The 18042-nt window shown below is 43.5% G+C and carries 15 protein-coding genes and 1 CRISPR repeat array; of the genes, 13 read left to right on the plus strand and 2 right to left on the minus strand.

Annotated features, from left to right (window positions below; translation table 11 throughout):
* Positions 1–202: 202 nt before the first annotated feature.
* Positions 203–1381 carry a WYL domain-containing protein gene (locus QUB10_RS08530; protein WP_333201243.1) on the minus strand — a complete coding sequence of 393 codons (1179 nt, stop codon included), beginning with the start codon at positions 1379–1381 and terminating at the stop codon, positions 203–205.
* A 241-nt stretch (positions 1382–1622) separates the two neighbouring features.
* Here QUB10_RS08530 and QUB10_RS08535 point away from each other — a divergent pair, with 241 nt between their 5' ends.
* The 13 genes from QUB10_RS08535 (at position 1623) to QUB10_RS08595 (ending at position 16442) form a co-directional block, all read left to right on the plus strand.
* A complete protein-coding gene (locus tag QUB10_RS08535; protein ID WP_333201245.1) occupies positions 1623–3179 on the plus strand; it encodes a Cas10/Cmr2 second palm domain-containing protein in 1557 nt (518 codons plus the stop codon).
* Positions 3146–4141 carry a type III-B CRISPR module-associated Cmr3 family protein gene (locus QUB10_RS08540; RefSeq protein ID WP_333201247.1) on the plus strand — a complete coding sequence of 332 codons (996 nt, stop codon included), beginning with the start codon at positions 3146–3148 and terminating at the stop codon, positions 4139–4141. The genes QUB10_RS08535 and QUB10_RS08540 overlap by 34 nt, the downstream gene beginning before the upstream one ends.
* Positions 4141–4974, plus strand: a complete 834-nt coding sequence (cmr4, locus tag QUB10_RS08545; protein ID WP_333054851.1) for a type III-B CRISPR module RAMP protein Cmr4 — start codon at positions 4141–4143, stop codon at positions 4972–4974. The genes QUB10_RS08540 and cmr4 overlap by 1 nt, the downstream gene beginning before the upstream one ends.
* Positions 4975–4977: 3 nt before the next feature.
* Entirely contained in the window at positions 4978–5406 is a 429-nt protein-coding gene (locus tag QUB10_RS08550; protein WP_333054850.1) for a hypothetical protein, read from the plus strand.
* The gene (locus QUB10_RS08555) at positions 5399–7129 is read left to right on the plus strand and encodes a hypothetical protein (protein ID WP_333201250.1); all 1731 of its coding nucleotides are present in this window, start codon (positions 5399–5401) and stop codon (positions 7127–7129) included. Before QUB10_RS08550 ends, QUB10_RS08555 begins: the two co-directional genes overlap by 8 nt.
* A 2-nt stretch (positions 7130–7131) precedes the next feature.
* A complete protein-coding gene (locus tag QUB10_RS08560) occupies positions 7132–8631 on the plus strand; it encodes a hypothetical protein (RefSeq protein WP_333201251.1) in 1500 nt (499 codons plus the stop codon).
* A gap of 147 nt (positions 8632–8778) precedes the next feature.
* Positions 8779–9066: a CRISPR-associated protein Csx18 gene (gene csx18, locus QUB10_RS08565; protein ID WP_333054845.1), complete on the plus strand. Its 288-nt coding sequence runs from the start codon at positions 8779–8781 to the stop codon at positions 9064–9066.
* 32 nt (positions 9067–9098) lie between these two features.
* Positions 9099–10091 (plus strand): CRISPR-associated endonuclease Cas1, encoded by a 993-nt coding sequence (cas1, locus tag QUB10_RS08570; protein WP_333054843.1) that lies wholly within the window; start codon positions 9099–9101, stop codon positions 10089–10091.
* Between the two features lie 3 nt (positions 10092–10094).
* Positions 10095–10376 carry a CRISPR-associated endonuclease Cas2 gene (gene cas2 / locus QUB10_RS08575; protein ID WP_333054841.1) on the plus strand — a complete coding sequence of 94 codons (282 nt, stop codon included), beginning with the start codon at positions 10095–10097 and terminating at the stop codon, positions 10374–10376.
* Between the two features lie 187 nt (positions 10377–10563).
* Positions 10564–12712: direct repeats of the CRISPR family, unit length 36 nt; unit sequence CTCCCCACTCGTTGGGGAAACTAATTGAATGGAAAT.
* Between the two features lie 306 nt (positions 12713–13018).
* The gene (locus QUB10_RS08580; RefSeq protein WP_333054840.1) at positions 13019–13231 is read left to right on the plus strand and encodes a hypothetical protein; all 213 of its coding nucleotides are present in this window, start codon (positions 13019–13021) and stop codon (positions 13229–13231) included.
* A gap of 256 nt (positions 13232–13487) precedes the next feature.
* A complete protein-coding gene (locus QUB10_RS34210; protein WP_445252109.1) occupies positions 13488–13784 on the plus strand; it encodes a DUF2511 domain-containing protein in 297 nt (98 codons plus the stop codon).
* Positions 13785–13944: 160 nt separating this feature from the next.
* The gene (locus QUB10_RS08590; RefSeq protein WP_333054839.1) at positions 13945–14301 is read left to right on the plus strand and encodes a hypothetical protein; all 357 of its coding nucleotides are present in this window, start codon (positions 13945–13947) and stop codon (positions 14299–14301) included.
* Positions 14302–14897: 596 nt separating this feature from the next.
* Positions 14898–16442 carry a leucine-rich repeat domain-containing protein gene (locus QUB10_RS08595; RefSeq protein WP_333201254.1) on the plus strand — a complete coding sequence of 515 codons (1545 nt, stop codon included), beginning with the start codon at positions 14898–14900 and terminating at the stop codon, positions 16440–16442.
* A 488-nt stretch (positions 16443–16930) separates the two neighbouring features.
* Here QUB10_RS08595 and QUB10_RS08600 read toward each other — a convergent pair whose 3' ends face one another.
* Positions 16931–17920, minus strand: a complete 990-nt coding sequence (locus tag QUB10_RS08600; protein ID WP_333139726.1) for a DUF4339 domain-containing protein — start codon at positions 17918–17920, stop codon at positions 16931–16933.
* Positions 17921–18042: the final 122 nt, after the last annotated feature.

Consider the following 18042-nt stretch of genomic DNA (forward strand, 5'->3'; position numbering starts at 1 on the left):
TTGAACTCCTGTAATCATCAGCATATTAACTAATTCTCATATAGCGCTGGAAGATAAATGTGTCGCTACTAAACTTACTGCGTTATCAGTTTTGCTGACTTCACCGATATATTGTCTGCCAACGGACGTTGTACTTTGACGTGAGAGTGTTAAGTAAACAGGATTAGAGCATTCTTAGCAAGAATTTGTTGTTTAAGTCTCGTTAGCTGTATCGATCAACTAAATCTCTCGCTGCTTGTCGGTGTTTTTCTACCAAACTGGGCGGGGAAAGCACTTGGGCGCTATCCATATATCTGTTCACCCACAGACTAAATTCGTTGAGAGAGCGATCGGGCAAATCGATCTGATAATCCACATAAAGCACTTTGCCAAAACTATCCCTCGGCCCTTCCTTAATCTTTTGTCGCGGATGCCGCCGATCGCCCTCTAAGATAAACCCCACCACTTTCTCAAAAAATCGCACCTTCACTTTTTGCAACTTCAGCGTACCCTGTAATTCAGCCTGTTGTTGCTCTGGCTTGCCCAAGAACAGCCCCCAACCATTTTTTAACAATTTGTGAGCTATTTTCAGACTTTGTTGCTGTGAGGCTAAACCACGTGCTTCTACATCGAGAATTTTGCAGTGGTCGGTAAAGCGATTCACCCGTTCTACGCTCAAATGCCCGCTGTCGCAAGATTCGCAAATCAGGTACCAGGCAATATCGTGATAAATCAGTTGCAGGGGCCAGATGCGCCGAAAACCGACATTGCCTTTACCATAATAATCGCTTTGGCGGTAAAGTTCGATCGGCTGACCTCGAACAATGGCTGTTTCTACGATGTCTAGTTTGTGAAATAAGGTATTGCGATATTCTTGGCGATCGAGCATTTCTACAGGGTCGGTGTAAATAATCGCACGATTTAGTTGTTCGCGAACGGGATAGAACAATTGACCTTTGAGTTCGATATCTAATCCACGCAACCGTTTAATGAGTTTTTCGCAAATTTGGCGGGCTTGTGGATTTCCTTGATATTTGGCTTGAGATGCTATGGATTGAAATGCGAATAGTAGTTCGTCGCGATTCATTGCACCAGTGCCGAGATAATATCCGAAGCGATACATTCGTTTGTCAAGGATTCCGTAGTGGCGCAAAGTTTCTAAATCTTTGCGAATCGTAGGAGTTGCAGGATAGTTTTCTGGAAAATCAATGCTGGTGGACTCGGCAGCAACTTTCTGTAATTGAGATTGAACTTCTAGGAGGGCATCGTGATATTTAGTGTCGGAGGTTTCGGTGTCAGAGTGTCCGATGCCCGGATGGTTTACCAATGTGGCGATGAGGAGCATGATGCGATCGAACGTTAGTTTATCGGCATAGGGGTGAGGGGTTGGTTTTTTTGCCATGATGGGGGTAAGGCGTGTAAAAGTCAAGGAAAAGACAATATTGACACAAAAATCTAGAAAAACCTCAAAGCCGTTATTTAGAGAGCTGTAGATTTTTCAAGAGATTTGATACATATTGTAAATTGCGAGACTCGAAGCTGGCTCGACTGGTATATTGAGTTGAGTAGAACTTAAGCAGTTAGCGACTGGGGACACTACTAGCAGCATTCAGGTCGGCATTGCCCGCCTTAAAATTGAATTTATGTCTGCATACACTGCGATCGCCTTTGCCCCCGTTCAAGGCTTTATCGAGAAATCCCGCAAACTCCGAGATTTATTTGGGGCTTCACTGATTCTGTCTTATCTGAGTTACAAGCTAGTACAGCAAGCTGAAAAATCAGGTTTGAATGTCATTTCTCCCGGTTCCCCTAACATCCAGAAAGGAATGCCCAATCGGATACTTCTGAAAGGGGAAGGGGAATTCTCCAGGAATGACGTGACAAATACCCTTCAGAAGTCATGGCAAGAAATATTAAATGAATGTCGAGTTTGGATAGAACGAGAAGTACCTCCTAAAGAAAAATACTTTTGGCAGCTAGAGTGGATGCGATGGGGTTTGTACACTTGGGAGATATTTTGGGGACACGGAGATTCGATAGAATCTGCGATGAAAAATCTAGAAACTCGCAAATTGCGTCGTGATTGGACGGCGATTAACTGGATTGGCGACAGTTCGAGTTTGACGGGCACGGATGCGATCGCCTGGCCACGTTTAGGTTTGGAACATTCAAATCCAGGACAGCAGCTATCCGATACAGAAAAAGCTGAACTTAAGGATTTCTATCAACGTCTTTCCTGTGTCTTAGAAAATCTTCCCCCAGATGGCAAACCCGAAGGAAAATTTCTTGCACCTAATGAAAGATTGAGCATTCCTGAGTTAGTCAAGCGGTTAGTTACTCGCGACGAAGATATTGCCAGAAACATTGGGATATCTCCGCTTGAAGCAGGGTTTAGCGATATTATTCGTGAACCTGAACACTGGACTGGCTGGTTTATGGGAGATGGCGACAGAGTTGGCAAAAAACTTCAGGACATTGCTCAAAAAGAAGGAGATGAAGGTCTAAAGAAGTTCAGCAAAGCCATGCGGGCTTGGGGGGGGGAGTTTATCAAGAATTTCCCCAAAGACCAAGGGCGGATTGTTTATGCCGGCGGTGACGACTTCCTCGGTGTAATTTACAGCAGCCAACCTGAAAAGCCCCCAGAACCTATAGAGGCATTAGAATGGTTAATGGGATTGTCAGATAAATGGAAAGAGCACGGTCAGGATATTAATTTAAGTGTTGGTTTTGTTTGGGCTGGTCATAGTGTGCCGCAGCGAGATATTCTTCAACACTGTCGAGAAGCAGAAAAACGGGCGAAAAGTTTGGGGCGCGATCGGGTTACAATTCGAGTAGTTTTTAACAGCGGTCAATACGTGCAGTGGACTTGTCCTTGGGATTATTTGCATATTCTCAAACAATACAAAGACCGCGACGGCAAAAGCTGGGAGCAAAAGCCAAACTGGACTCATGTTTACAAAGATTTAGCTCATCTAAAAAATCGTCATGCTATCAGCTTTAATCCCAACGAAAAAAACCCAGATGACCGATTAGCTTTAACTCTATTTCAACTTTACTTTAATGACAGAGAGCATTTGGAACAAAACTGCAAGCATATCGTTGGAGATTTCCCAAATGAACCAACCAAGGAACTTATTTACTGGATTAGTGACCTAATAAATGTGGGATGGCAGCTATGTTCAAATATCTCATCACTATAAGTCCTTTAGGATTTATGTACGGAAGTTCTGGCGGATTTTTATCGCCTGAAAACCTGGTCGGACGTTCTGGGGCAAAATTCCCTCCCGAAGCCGCTACCCTATCCGGTCTATTTTTCAGCGCCAACAAAGTTACTTCCTATATTTCTCCAAAAGAACTTAGTGATAATTTGTTTGTCGCTGGCCCATTCTGGGCAAAATCAGACGATCCTGAATACTTTTACGTCCCCATTCCTTGGCACAAAATTATTTCTAAAAAAGGCGTGGATGAATGGAAAATGAAATCTGGGAAATGGCATCGCGAATCCGAAGACTTAGATCCTGAGTATAGCTGGCAAACCGTTAATTCTTGGGTAAATAAGACGGCTGCTATTAAGAAAAATGGCGATGTTGCCGAAAATCCTTGGACATACGTTCCTATCTTACACCCCAAAACAAAAGATGACGAACGCTGTACTTTAGCAGAAGATGGTTTGTTTTTGGAAAATTCCGTGCAGATGGATGATGAATGTTGTCTAGTTTATCTCTCAACTCATCCTTTAGCAGATGGTTGGTATCGCTTTGGTGGCGAAAATCATTTAGTAGAAATCAAGAGTGTTCTACTGGATAATAACAGTCCCATTGTCAAACTTTTACGCAAGCCTATTCAGCGCTCGTTTGCGTTGATAACACCGGGAGTTTGGGGTTCTAACAAGTTTTCATACCGCTATCCCAAAAATGCAGATTTCTCCCAAAAACGACCGGAGATGCTCACGGATAAACCCATTTCCTATCGCTACCGCGCGAAAGGACAAATGGGACGCGGACGTTATGCAGTTCCTCCCGGAACTGTCTATCTTCTCAGAGAACCTTTAGATAAAACTTGGTGGGAATTCCCCGAAAATTGGTTTCCCAAAGAAGGTTTTAGCCTGAAACAAGTTGGATGCGGTTTGTGTTTGCCAATTGAAATTCAAGGAGTTGAATAATGTACAAAAAAGCTTACGGTATTATTGAAACCCTTGCTCCTGTTCATGTGGGAGCAACGGCTGGTGAAGAAAGCGGCAACTTAAACTTAATTTTTCGCGACCAGTTTACTCAAACTGGCATTATTCCCGGTAGTTCGATTCGGGGAAGATTGCGATCGGAAATCCGCCGTAGTCTGGGAGAAGCTGAAGCTAATAAATGGTACGGTCAGGAAGCAGAATCCGGGAAACCAGACAGTACCACTGAGTCTGTAGTTAAGTTTGAATATGCTTCGCTGCTGTGGTTGCCAGTATTTTGTCCGGGTCAACCAATTGTCTGGGTAACTTGTCCTCGTTTGCTGAAACGCTATCAGCGAATTGCTGGAGATTATGTCCAGCTAAAAGATGGTACATCTCTCAAATCAGCTAAACCTCCAGCTAATTATACAGGTTCTCACACCTTAAAAGCTCTCGACATAAATGGCCAACCAAAGCTATTTTTTAACTTTGGCTTTTTAACTGTTGAGAAAACTCAGGATTTGTCTGCTTGGTTTCCTTTAGGAGAGGAATTGCCAGCCGTTGTTGTGGCTGACAATGAAATTGCCATGATTCACGATATGGCCTTATATCGTCAGAGTCGAGTTGCCTTAGACAAAGAGGAAAAAAAAGCTAAAAAAGGAGCTTTTTTTAATACTGAAGCTTTGCCAGAAGGCACAATTTTAGTATTTCCGATCGCCCTCAAAGAAAACCAAGAGACATGGCAACCTTTTGGCGCGTCTACTGGCACAGACATTTATCTCGGCGGTTTAGAATCAATTGGTTTCGGTCACTGTTATCTAACCTTAAAGGAGGTATAATTTATGGCTTGGGAATCTTACAAATTAGACCAAGAGGCTCACGATTTAGTTGTAAAATATCGTGACAAAAAAGACGCTCTCAATCAAGCATACAAAATGCGCGTTGCAGTTGCTTATGGTTTAGAGCGATTTTGGGGAGAACAGTTTCGGTTAGTCAAGGATCAAGATAAGGCTGATTATTGGAGGGATACTTGGAAGGCGCTAGTCAAAATTATGGCAAATGCGGGCGTTAAAATTCCCAATGATAATGTCAGTTCTGACGATACAGCAGCCATTAAAATTATGGCCAATAAATTGTGGGATTTTCCTATCGAACAGCGTAAAGTAGCTATAGCTGTGCTGACTCAACTTTGCGACAGTATGGTTTGGTGGACTCAGCGGTATAAACCTACTAATAGTAACAACAAGTCTGGAGGTGAAGACAATGAGTAATAATGATAGCGATCGCGTTCCTTTGATGTTTCGCTCCCAATTAGAAGGAAGGGGCAAAATTCAGTACGCCGGCGATGCTGGTCCCGCTTCTGAGTGGGTGGAACAATGGTTAGAATGCTGTCCTCCCGTCCCCGAAAACGCCGATGAAAGCGTTCCCCTTTACAAACGAGGTCGAACTAAATCACTCGTAAAAATGCCTGAATTCGGGCAAGGAGTGGAAACAAAACAATACACCCTTAGCTGGCGTTTAGTTACAAACAGTGGACAAGATGAAGGCATGATTCGACCCATAATTGGCGCGAAAGGTTTGCCATTTTATCCTGGTTCTAGCATGAAAGGCGCTTTCTGGCGATCGTGTCCTCCAAAAAAGCGAGAAAAATATTGTGGAGGAGAAGTTGTAGAGGACGGACAGAACACTACAAAACCTGGAATTTTACGCTTTCACGGTGGCTTCCCCGCTGATATGTCTTGGGGAGAAAAAGAGCGTTTAGTCGATGTCGTTCACTCTCAGCAAAAGCGCCAAGTGATGGAAAATGCCGTCACCAGCGCTAACGTGCAAATCTCGCTTTATCAGTGTAAATTACAATTTGGCATTTCCAGCAACAAGCAGCTTGGAAAACAAGAATGGGAGGAAATTTGGCAAATTTGGGAAAAAGCTTTAGGGCACGGAATTGGTTCGAGGGTAAGTGCAGGTTATGGTCGCATGGCAGAGGTAGAAAGCGCCGATCGCATCTTACTTTCTGTCAATTTGAGCGGCTGCGGGTTAACGTCGCAACTACTGAATAGAACCCCAGAATTTCGACCCAATATGTTTAAAGCTGCGCTGCGGGGTCATACTTTGCGGTTGTTGGCAGGGGTCACAGATGCCAATACAGCACAACTGTTAACCAAAAAACTTTGGGGAGGAATTGTTGAAACACGCGATGATACAGGGGCAATTATCGGGCAGTTGGGGATTAACTTTACTGCTGAGGAACTCGATTTTGGTGAACACACATATTATCCGACTAGGAATCCGGTTGTCATGCCTACCTACGATTTACAGGCAGGAAGACTGGACATTGTGAATCTAAATAATAGGTATCCGCAGAAGGAGTTAAAAAAGTTTGTCACTTATTTAATTAAATTTTCTCTCTTGCTTGGCGGTTTTGGCAAGTCGTGGCGGCGGGTCGATCACAGCCTGTTTTTCCCTGAGTATTTTAAGAGAAATGACAAACCTGCGATCGGCTGCCACTGGAAGTTTAATGAAAGTTCAAAAACTTTGTACGTCACGGCTGCTAATCCTGACCTCAGCAATATTACTAAATTTCTGGCAGAGGGTCAGCAGAGGGCAATAGAATGGTTAACAGTTAATCATTTAGAACCTAGTCATCAGGTTATGGCTTGGCGTGAAGTCTGGCATCCCGAAAAAGTGGAAGTTTGGGGAAGAATCGCTGAGGATCAGCATAGCAGCGAAGCAATTAAATGGTTTCACGGGCCGTACTCAAAAAATCAGTCTATTAAGCAAAACGATTTGACGGGAAAACTAAATAATATTGGTCGCATTTGGCACCGGATGTGTCCCCGCTATCTCACAACGAAAAACGGAGAATTGAGACAAAAAAGGCAAGAGTATGTAGAGCTTTTGACTATTTTTCCAGATAAATCGGACAAAACTCAAGATTTTCTTGAGTTTTTACAGAATCAGAGCGACTTTATCAAACTTTGGCCAACTGAGGAATAATTATGAATATCTGGATTGTGACAACTGGTAGCAGCGATGTCAAACTCAAAACTGATGACAATTGGGGGACTTTGTTTAGAAAGGTGAGAAGTCAATTATACGATCGCCGTTTTGCACCTACACGACTGCCGAATACTGATGATAACGAACCATTTATCGTACCAGCGAGAGCGCTGGGGATGGTTTATGGAACGCAGTTAACAGATGAATATTATCAAGATTTGCACTTTCCACTGCTAGATGCTTTTTCTGCCAAGCTTTTAGAGAAAGGTAAAACAAATCCTGACCGAATAATTGTGATTTTGACTAATCAGGAAGTAGTTTTTGATAACGAAGACAGGAATATAGACAAAAGCCCATATTGGCAGGATACTTGCACTCTCAAGCCGATATTTGAGCAATATTTTGAGAGAAACTTTCCTCAACTAAAATCAATTGATTACTTGGAATTAAAACCAAAATCTAAAGATGAGGGATTAGATAATTGGAATAAAGCATTGTTTCTGGTTCAGCAAGCTTTGTCAAGTTTAGATTTAGATAAAAGTGCAAACTTCTATATCAGTCATCAAGCGGGAACTCCAGCTATTTCTTCGGCTGTTCAATTTGATTGTTTAGCAAAGTTTGGCAAAAAAGTCAAGTTTTTGGTTAGCAATGAGTATGAAGAAAAGCTAGCAGAGAAGGGGGATTTCATAGAAAGTTCTACTTATTTACAGGGGATGCAAATTCAAGAAGCAAAAGCGCTATTAAGTCGTTATGACTATTTGGGAGTAGATCGCATTTTAAAACCTTACTGGAAAGATGCTTCCGATCCGCTATTGCTGGAAATTCGCGACTTGTTGGCAATGGCTAAAAAGTGGAATTTTGCTAATTTTGAAGACTTTAGTAAGGCTAGGGGAGATGTTGCAAAGGAGCGTTCAAATCAGTGGTGGTGGATGGCTTATGAAGCTGCCTATTTAGGTGTAATTCGTTTAAGACAGGGTAACACGGTTGAGGCTCTATTTCACAGTTTTCGGGCTGTGGAAGGATTGATTAAGAAATGGGCATTAGATAACTATAAGCCACAAATTCAATACTCTAATTCCAAGCAACCAAATACAGCATATATCCATGATGTAAATTTGCCTCCGAATTTACGGTATTGGTTTAATGCAAATAGAAGTGATAGGTACAATAATGTGGGTTTGTTTGGAAAATCACTGTTTACTTTACTCGAAGCGTCTTATCCAAAGAATCAATGGGAGCAAAATGTAGATATCCAAGTAGTAGCTGGCAATACCATAGAGGAAAGGAATATGACTTTTCATTCCTTGCGTGGCTTGCAGGAAAATGATGTTTTTAAAGCTTGGAATACTGACAATCGAGAACAATGGGAAGCTAGGGTTTTAGGCTGTTTGAATTTTGTTTCACAGCAAAAGTTTGTTTCGTTAAAGTCGGCGAGTTTGATGGTGAAAGTGCATGATGAATTGGTAGAGGCGATCGGACATTACGAACTGCAAAAATAAAACCGACTATCTATATGCAACAGCTTCACCCATCCGCCACAGGTTTTAAACCCCCGGCGGACTAAGGCGCTTAACTAAAATTTTTACCTTCAGGGTGCATCTACAACCCAACTTTACCCTCCATATTCAACACGAAATAGCACAACTATGTACATCACATCTCGCGCATCTACAATCCGCAACTTTTCCCTCGCAGCCGTCAACGGCACTATCACTCTCATCATTCTCCTCATCGCACCCCTGGGATTAGCTGCCGTAATTTCTAATACATTCCTTGTCACAGTAGCCACTTTTTTTGCATCGACAATCGCCGACCAAATCGTTCGCTATCTCCAACCCTCTCGCGCCCCAGAAATCCAAACTCCTTTAGAATCTACCCCAGTATCGTCGCAAATTAGCCCGCGCCGTGGCGATTCCCAAAATTTAGACAGATAACCAATAATGTTGCAGCGGCGGGTTTATTGCTTATGCGTACCGTCTACGTTTCTCAACCGGGTTGTTACGTCTCTTTGCACCAAGAAATGTTGGTCATCAAAAAAGGCGAATCTGTACTCGGTGAAATTCAGCTTCCTCTCCTTGAACAACTGCTGATTTTTGGTCAATCTCAAGTCACAACTCAAGCAATTAGAACTTGTCTGTGGCGGAGTATTCCGATCGCTTATCTTTCCCGCATGGGTTACTGTTACGGACGGATTCTTCCGATCGAGCGCGGTTATCGCCAACTTTCTCGCTACCAGCAACAGTTGTGTTTTGCAGAACGTTTGCAGGTGGCCAGACGCATCGTGCAAGCTAAGCTGAAAAATAGCCGCGTTATCCTGATGCGACAGCAGCGCCGACAAGCTTCTGATGTCATTGCTTTTGCGATCGACTGTTTGGAACATTTAATCAAAAAAGCTGGGGAGGCTGAAACTATTGAGAAGTTGATGGGGATGGAAGGTGCGGGGGCTGCTCAGTATTTTTCGGCTTTTGAAGAGTGTTTGAGCAATCCTGATTTTGTGTTTGTCGGCAGGTCGCGCCGTCCTCCGGGTAATCCCGTTAATGCGATGCTCAGTTTTGGCTATCAAGTTCTCTGGAATCATTTATTGAGTTTGATCGAATTGCAAGGTTTAGACCCTTATTCGGCTTGTTTGCACCAAGGAACGGAACGCCATGCAGCTTTGGCTTCAGATTTGATTGAGGAATTTCGGGCACCAATTATTGATACTTTGGTTTTTTATCTTGTCAATAACGGCATGATGAAAGCTGGCGAAGATTTTGTTTTCCGCAATAGTGGCTGTTTTCTGAATGATTCTGGGCGACAGAAATTTTTGACAGCATTTTTGCGACGGATGGAAGAGGGTTTTACTAATAATTCTGGGGACAGCCAACCTAAATGGGATTTGCTTAACCAGCAGGTGAAAGCTTTCAAGCAGTTTGTGTACAATCCTCTTGAGCTTTATCAACCTTATCAAATTCGATAAAGTATGCTGCTTTATATCGTTGTCTACGATATTCCGGTTGATAAGCGGAGGCAAAAGGTGCATGATTTGCTCAAAGGTTATGGCAAGTGGGTGCAATATTCTACTTTTGAGTGTGTGCTACCCACTGCGAAGTTTGCAGAACTCCAGCGGCGACTCCGAAAGTTAATCAATTTAGATGAGGACAGTATTAGGTTCTATCCTGTGTCGGGGCATACTTTGGGCAATGTTCAGACTTGGGGGGTGGGCCCGCCTGTCACTGAATTGCCTGGGTCGGTGATTATCTAATATCACTCGCGAGGGCTGAAAGAAATGGCTGTGATGACGGAAGTTCGTCGGAGCCTTCGATATACTGCTCTGTAAGGGTTTCAGGTATTAGTAACATAGGTTGGGAGGGTGTTTGTACAGAGATTTTTGGGAGTCCTCGCAAATGGCCTCTGGACATCTTGCGCTGTATGAGGTTTAATGTAGAGGCCTCCCCACTCGTTGGGGAAACTAATTGAATGGAAATTTTCAAATTCTAATTTGACAAGAGCATTTTTACAGCTCCCCACTCGTTGGGGAAACTAATTGAATGGAAATGCAAAGCGAAGCACAGTTTGACTTAAGTCAGCGCCAGTTAGACTCCCCACTCGTTGGGGAAACTAATTGAATGGAAATGTCCGATCGCCCCTCGAAGATTAATACCTCTAAGTTTTCTCCCCACTCGTTGGGGAAACTAATTGAATGGAAATTGTCTCGACCCACGAGGCTAATACTGTGAGTACGTTCACGGGGGTAGTCTCCCCACTCGTTGGGGAAACTAATTGAATGGAAATTTTACTATTGTGGTTGATAGTTGGATCAGGGAGTCTGCTCCCCACTCGTTGGGGAAACTAATTGAATGGAAATTTGTGGGGATATCACTTCTGGCGAAGCGCCGTGTGAAAGCGACTCCCCACTCGTTGGGGAAACTAATTGAATGGAAATTTGGCAAGCTGCCTGGTTGTCCCGCGTTATATATAACGCTCCCCACTCGTTGGGGAAACTAATTGAATGGAAATAATATTGAGCTCTGATAAGAACTCCAACATCTCTTCTGGTCTCCCCACTCGTTGGGGAAACTAATTGAATGGAAATTCTTGGCCTTGCGCTTCTGCTTTGTCAACTCGGCTCCCCACTCGTTGGGGAAACTAATTGAATGGAAATTAAACTAATAACTAGCAAAAAAAGTAACTGATTATTCTCCCCACTCGTTGGGGAAACTAATTGAATGGAAATTTGACTGTCTTACTGGCAATCATGTTGGCAAACCACTCTCCCCACTCGTTGGGGAAACTAATTGAATGGAAATTTAGATTCACCATCTCATACCTGTCATTCGATACGGTCTCCCCACTCGTTGGGGAAACTAATTGAATGGAAATTGAGTTTTAAAGAACGACTACCTGTAATAACAATCTCCTCCCCACTCGTTGGGGAAACTAATTGAATGGAAATACTCATTATCTAGATTGCAGATTAAGTCGGTTTCAGAGCTCCCCACTCGTTGGGGAAACTAATTGAATGGAAATTTCTTGGGTTCATTTTTTGTTCTGTTAGCTTCAAATTGTCTCCCCACTCGTTGGGGAAACTAATTGAATGGAAATTCCCGCCGAGGATTGCTTCTTCGGCTTCGATGCTTGTTGGCCTCCCCACTCGTTGGGGAAACTAATTGAATGGAAATTACGACCATGCTGTATAGGTCGTGATCACCACCTAATGGGACTCTCCCCACTCGTTGGGGAAACTAATTGAATGGAAATGGAATGTTAGATAGTTGGTAAAGTTCATCTATAAACTCCCCACTCGTTGGGGAAACTAATTGAATGGAAATCTATCAGAGAATGCGTCTGCCTCCCCGTCACCGAAGAAGGTGATAGAGACTCCCCACTCGTTGGGGAAACTAATTGAATGGAAATCCTTTGTTTGAGAAACTGAAGACAGATAAATTCCCTGAGACTCCCCACTCGTTGGGGAAACTAATTGAATGGAAATTGATGTCCGCTTCAATTTGCCGTAAATGAGCGTAGGCGACTCCCCACTCGTTGGGGAAACTAATTGAATGGAAATCATCATCAGTCTCTGTAGCAGGGATGTACCAGCTACCCTCCCCACTCGTTGGGGAAACTAATTGAATGGAAATCTAAGTTCATTTAATACTTGCGATCGAGTTTTAGCCTCCCCACTCGTTGGGGAAACTAATTGAATGGAAATAATATTCCATCTGTACCTATATAGCCACTGGGATTGTTTCGATTAATCTCCCCACTCGTTGGGGAAACTAATTGAATGGAAACTTGTCTTTAATTGAATTGGGTTCCTTGGATCTGTCTTTGACTCCCCACTCGTTGGGGAAACTAATTGAATGGAAACTTATCCTTTACTACCCCCCAAAAGATTGCATTGTCCTCCCCACTCGTTGGGGAAACTAATTGAATGGAAACCAAAGAAAAGAGATTAGTCGCTGCATTCCACTTTTCTCGTCTCCCCACTCGTTGGGGAAACTAATTGAATGGAAACTCTTAGAGATATCTACTAGCTCAGTGTAGAGGTTTACACTCTTCACTCTCCCCACTCGTTGGGGAAACTAATTGAATGAAAAAGCCCGGATAGCCTATTTGATGGCATTCCGGGTTTTTCTGTTTTCACTCATTGACGGCAGTTAAACGATGAGGCTAAAGAGTTTGCGATCGATGCAACTAGCTCAGGAAAATCTGAAGGGTTGGTGGTTACAGAACCCAAGGAGTACAACAGATTTATGAAGTAGATGAGGTAGCAGGGTCGGGGTCAGCTTGGACGTACCGTACACTTTTTTAGACTGCACTACGGTGAATAACACACTAAAGTTGTGGGATTTGACAACGGGTACAGAACGTGAACTAACCTGACGGGTCATACTACCTACATCAATGCGATCGCAATTACCGGCGACGGGCAAAGAGCTATTTCTGCGGCATTACGACAACACCCTAAAAGTCTGGGATTTAGAAGTGGGGAGACGATCGCTACTTTCAGCCTTATTTTGCTACACCGTTGCGTCCAATGGAGTAGCAATTGTAGCAGGTGATGAATCCGGTCGCGTATATTTCCTACAGCTAGAGGAGATAGAGCCATTAACTTAAATTTCTTACGCGGTTATCGGCGAGGTGCAATTTGCAGAGTTTAAGCGGGTTGTCGAGTGTTGCCCCGTCTTCTGTCTCTGACCTAGTTTTGCCAGTTTAATTTTGAGCCGATCGAGCAGCAATTTCAATATCCTTATTAGCGTCCCCACCGACGCTGTTACCCATGAACGCATATCCTAACTCATCCAAACTACCTTATGCCAGACTTAAGAAAAGCAAGGAATTGGGACACAAGCCTATGAGTTGGAAGAAGTGCATGACACTGGCTCTGTTGCTAGCGACAGGTTGTGCGGAAGAGACAAGCATAGCTGTTAACCAACAAACGTATGGAAAAACGTGGCCACTTACCGTGACGAACGGCACATTATCTTGCGTAGACCAGGCTGTCATTTTTACTGCGCCTGACGGAAACCAATATGCCGTCAACGGTTTCGCCATAACTGCGGGCTATCCCTCGATTGATCCAATTACCTTGCCAGATCCTGTAAATACACGCTCAAAGAGGTATCTTGGAGTGCTGATAGATGACGGGCGAAGACTTTGCCCGCAATAGAATTTTTGCCTGCCAGCAATAGTGCATCAATAAACAAGCGCCAAAACTCTACAATTTGGGCGCTCAAAATCAACCTATATGGAGCAAAGATTGAGTAATAAAAATTTTGGTAGATAATGCCAGACTTAGAAAAAGCAAGAGGAACAGGGAGACAAATCAAATGAGTTGGAAAAAGTGTGTGGCAATAGGCTTGTTACTGTTGACGGCAGGGTGTGAGCAAAGGAACGGGCGACCTGTTTCCGAAAAAGAATTCGGTACGGACTGGCCCCTTACTGTAAAAAGTGGCACTCTAGTTTGTAGAATTTCACCCTTGGAGCGGTGGGTTTTCTTTATTTCTCCTGATGGCAAACCACATAATCTTATCGGCAACAAAAAACTTTACCCAATTCTTCGCATTGTAAAACCTGCTATCAGAAACTCTGATTCTACAGCAGATTCTAGATTTGTTGCCGACAATATCTTGCTTAAAGAAGGTCTTCAATTGTGCCCGGAACAATTTAGGCGGGTACCCCGCTAATAGTTGCGGGACACAGCCACTAACAATATCAATGCTAGCCTGTCCCTTCCCTGCTTAAAAACTGAAGAGACAACCAGGGGCGATCGACTGGATGCGGTAGCTCAATCATCCATAGTTTATCCTTGGTTTGCCAGTAGATAAACCGTATTTTAGGCTGACTTTCCTTACTTATTGTGATTTTCTTGGTTGAGGTTGATTTTCTTGGTTTAGGCTGATTTTTCTTGATTTATAGACTCCATCGCCAGCAAAAACGTGCCTTTAGTCCACAAAATAGTGGCGACCCGATTTATCCCGATGTGTGCATTCCGCCAGCGCCACCTGATTTAAATTGTGGCGACATTTCCCAGAAACGCTTTCGCGTACTACAGCCAGACCCACATGGATTTGATAGAGATAAGGACGGCATAGGTTGCGAGAGATAAGGGAAGCCACGATTTCAATAAACGGATAGGCGGGGATACTCAATTTTCCCAGTCTAGGGCTTGAACCTGGTATGACTCGCTCAGGATACTGCCGTCTCCTAATTTTTGCTGGCTTTCTTCATCAAACAAAAATTATTGTCACAATAAAAAGAATTCTACCGAGAGACAAAAGATATGACGGAATGCAAGGAAACAATGCGACGAATTGACATGGTAGCCCAGAATAATTTGACGGAACTGAATTTGTCGGGATACCACCAGGCAGACAAGTTTGGAGCAAGGACATATCGGATAACTAAGTTTCCTGATGCTGTTCTTAAATTAACCAACTTAAAAATTCTTAAGCTCAGTGACCATGAGATAACTGAAATCCCAGAAGAGATCGGGCAACTGTCCAATTTGACCAAGCTTCACCTTGGTAACAATAAGATAACTAAAATTCCAGAAGCAATAGGGCAACTGTCCAATTTGACCAAGCTTTACCTCGGTGACAATAAGATAACTAAAATTCCAGAGACACTCGGGGAACTATCCAATCTGAGAAAGCTTTACCTCAATAAAAATCAAATTACCTCCATCCCAGAGACGATCGGGCAACTGTCACATCTGACACTGCTTGACCTCCATATCAATCAAATTACCGAAATCCCAGAGGCAATCAGGCACCTCTCCCATCTGACAGGGCTTGACCTTAGTTGGAATCAGATAATAAAAATCTCAGAGGCTGTTGGGCAACTATCCAATCTGACAAAGCTTTACCTCAGTAGCAATAAGATTACCTCCATCCCAGAGACTATAGGGCAACTGTCCAATCTGACACGGCTTTGCCTCGGTAACAACCAGATTACCTCCATCCCAGAAGCGGTTGGGCAACTGACGAATCTGACAGGGCTTTACCTGTATAACAATCAGATTACCTCCATCTCTGAGAAGATAGGGCAATTGTCCAATCTGACACTCCTTTACCTCGACAGCAATCAAATTACCTCTATCCCAGAGACTATAGGGCAACTGTCCAATCTGACAGTGCTTGACCTCCGTGACAATCAGATTACCTCCATCCCAGAAACCATCGGGCAACTGTCCAATCTGACACTGCTTGACCTCCGCAACAATCAGATTACCTCTATCCCAGAAACCATCGGGCAACTGTTGAATCTGACACATCTTTACTTCCGTAAGAATCAGATTACGTCCATTCCAGCGGAACTCGGGCAACTGTCCAATCTGATAGTGCTTAGCCTCAGTAAGAATGAGATTGGCTCCATCCCAGAGGAGCTCGGACAACTATCGAATCTGACACAGCTTTACCTCAATGAGAATCAGATAACTAAAATCCCAGGGGGTTTCGCGCATTTGTCGAATCTGAGATGGCTTGACCTTAGTGAAAATCAGATAACCAAAATCCCAGAGGCAATAGGGCAACTGTCCAATTTGAGAAAGCTTTACCTCAATAACAATCAGATAACTGAAATCCCAAAGGCACTCAGCCAACTGTCCAATCTGATCGAGGCTGATTTCGATAACAATCTAATTACTCAAATCCTAGAGCAAATTAAACTTGTATCATTGAGTACACAGGATTCCTGTAGCAGCCAGCAGAAAATTATTTCCCCAAAGTCACTTGAGAATCAGTTTAACTGGGGAAAGGAGGAAGGTACTCACCCTTACCTTATGGAAAGTCTAGAAGGGTTCAACGAAGCGTGGGAAAAAGAGTAGGCACGATTTGCCCTAATTTAGATAACTAAGTTGGGAAGTCTTCCAAAATATATTGGTATGAAGGTAGGTTAAGTGCAGACTCTCTAAGGTGTCTCAAGGGTGATAGAATCTGCGATCATTGCAAATAGCTGAGGAAAATCAATTTCTTCATCTATAATTTGAAACCCTTATAGCCATCAGGACATAAGGGTTTTCCCGCCTAACCTCCCCCTACAAACTCAATTACCTCACCCTGCACCGATCGCTTTTTTTGGTAGGGATTAGAACAACACCGACTAGGATCGCCGGACAATTAGAACAAAACCTAAAAGCACTCAAAACCTTGTTTAGACGGGAAATAGTGGCACTTTCCCTGTCACGGCAGAAATTGTAGAATTAGGCGCTGAGTGCTGGCACGGGTTGCGCTTCTGGCAAAAGTGCGATCGAAACTCCTTCACTCAGGATGCTTTCCAATTTCTAATTTGTTGTACTCAGAAATCAAGCTATCTCTATTGTTTTGTAAGATATTTGGTCAGCTCTGAAACTTCACCAGCGCGTTGCCAGTCACCCTTTCCTCGCCTAACTTTCGTGCGAGCTGTAATTTTCTGAATTTCCCAGAGTTGCAATGCGGTATAGGGCCCTTCGGCTTTACCAGATCGAAATACGTACCAGTCAGCAACTTCGGGGGCTGCTGGCCTCACAGGTCGCATCCGAGTTGCTCCAGCATCGGCGCTCAGTTGGTTGAGCCCTTGTTCTATGGGATTTGGAGCGGGTAAGTTTTTGGCAACAGGCGATCGCTTTTTTTGCTTTGCTGCAGGTGCAGTGGAATTTTGTGATCGCCTTTCTTGCTTGGCAGCTTTTCGCTGACGGGCCCACAGATCGTACTGATAAAGTAGAAGCACCGAAGCAACCCACAGCCAAAATACAATAAACCAAGCATTTACCAGCGGTTCAAAGCCTTGTTCAGACAATACCTCGGTTATCGGTTGGTTGAATTTTGCACCAGTCATACCAGCACTGATAAGCGCTGCGACCGTATTTAACACTTGATAAGTTACAGCATTGTGTATTTGACCTTCTTCAATTCCCTCTGGAGCTGCCGCATAAAAAAGCCAAACCAGGCAAGTTAGAGTAATTATTGTTGCTACTAGAGAAGCGATGAGGGCGTTGACTCCCTCTCTCAAAGAGTCCCAGTTTGGTTTGTTCCATGCCTTAACAGGCTGGGTAGTGGCATTTTTTCGGTGTAACTCTTGATGACCCAGAAAAGATTGAGGATACCGAGGCGCTGCCCAAAAGGAAATTCCTGTAAGACAGTGATGGTAAACAGTCATCCACGCTGCTGAAACCGCCCAACTTGCAAACAACCAAAAAACAATGCCTGATATTGGTATTAACTTCGCTAAAAAATTTGAGGTACTGCCATAGGTTACGGTTAGTGCGATCGTCCTCAAACATGAGATAGGATGAGGAAACCACGCGGGCCATGATGGAATTTTCATGAGTTTGCAGTTTTGTTAGGGATATCAAGATTGTCTCAAGCTTTAGTCCCAAGTGGTGAATTCAACCTCTCAGGCGCTGACCTGGAAGGTTGAACTATTTTGATACACTGGGTTAGCGAAAA

Source organism: Microcoleus sp. B5-D4 (assembly GCF_036705145.1).
Lineage (GTDB): Bacteria > Cyanobacteriota > Cyanobacteriia > Cyanobacteriales > Microcoleaceae > Microcoleus.

Coding starts and splice junctions, on each gene's coding strand:
- QUB10_RS08530 (WP_333201243.1), bottom strand. CDS start 1,381: ATGGCAAAAAAACCAACCCCTCACCCCTATGCCGATAAACTAACGTTC.
- QUB10_RS08535 (WP_333201245.1), top strand. CDS start 1,623: ATGTCTGCATACACTGCGATCGCCTTTGCCCCCGTTCAAGGCTTTATC.
- QUB10_RS08540 (WP_333201247.1), top strand. CDS start 3,146: ATGGCAGCTATGTTCAAATATCTCATCACTATAAGTCCTTTAGGATTT.
- cmr4 (WP_333054851.1), top strand. CDS start 4,141: ATGTACAAAAAAGCTTACGGTATTATTGAAACCCTTGCTCCTGTTCAT.
- QUB10_RS08550 (WP_333054850.1), top strand. CDS start 4,978: ATGGCTTGGGAATCTTACAAATTAGACCAAGAGGCTCACGATTTAGTT.
- QUB10_RS08555 (WP_333201250.1), top strand. CDS start 5,399: ATGAGTAATAATGATAGCGATCGCGTTCCTTTGATGTTTCGCTCCCAA.
- QUB10_RS08560 (WP_333201251.1), top strand. CDS start 7,132: ATGAATATCTGGATTGTGACAACTGGTAGCAGCGATGTCAAACTCAAA.
- csx18 (WP_333054845.1), top strand. CDS start 8,779: ATGTACATCACATCTCGCGCATCTACAATCCGCAACTTTTCCCTCGCA.
- cas1 (WP_333054843.1), top strand. CDS start 9,099: ATGCGTACCGTCTACGTTTCTCAACCGGGTTGTTACGTCTCTTTGCAC.
- cas2 (WP_333054841.1), top strand. CDS start 10,095: ATGCTGCTTTATATCGTTGTCTACGATATTCCGGTTGATAAGCGGAGG.
- QUB10_RS08580 (WP_333054840.1), top strand. CDS start 13,019: ATGCGATCGCAATTACCGGCGACGGGCAAAGAGCTATTTCTGCGGCAT.
- QUB10_RS34210 (WP_445252109.1), top strand. CDS start 13,488: ATGACACTGGCTCTGTTGCTAGCGACAGGTTGTGCGGAAGAGACAAGC.
- QUB10_RS08590 (WP_333054839.1), top strand. CDS start 13,945: ATGAGTTGGAAAAAGTGTGTGGCAATAGGCTTGTTACTGTTGACGGCA.
- QUB10_RS08595 (WP_333201254.1), top strand. CDS start 14,898: ATGACGGAATGCAAGGAAACAATGCGACGAATTGACATGGTAGCCCAG.
- QUB10_RS08600 (WP_333139726.1), bottom strand. CDS start 17,920: ATGAAAATTCCATCATGGCCCGCGTGGTTTCCTCATCCTATCTCATGT.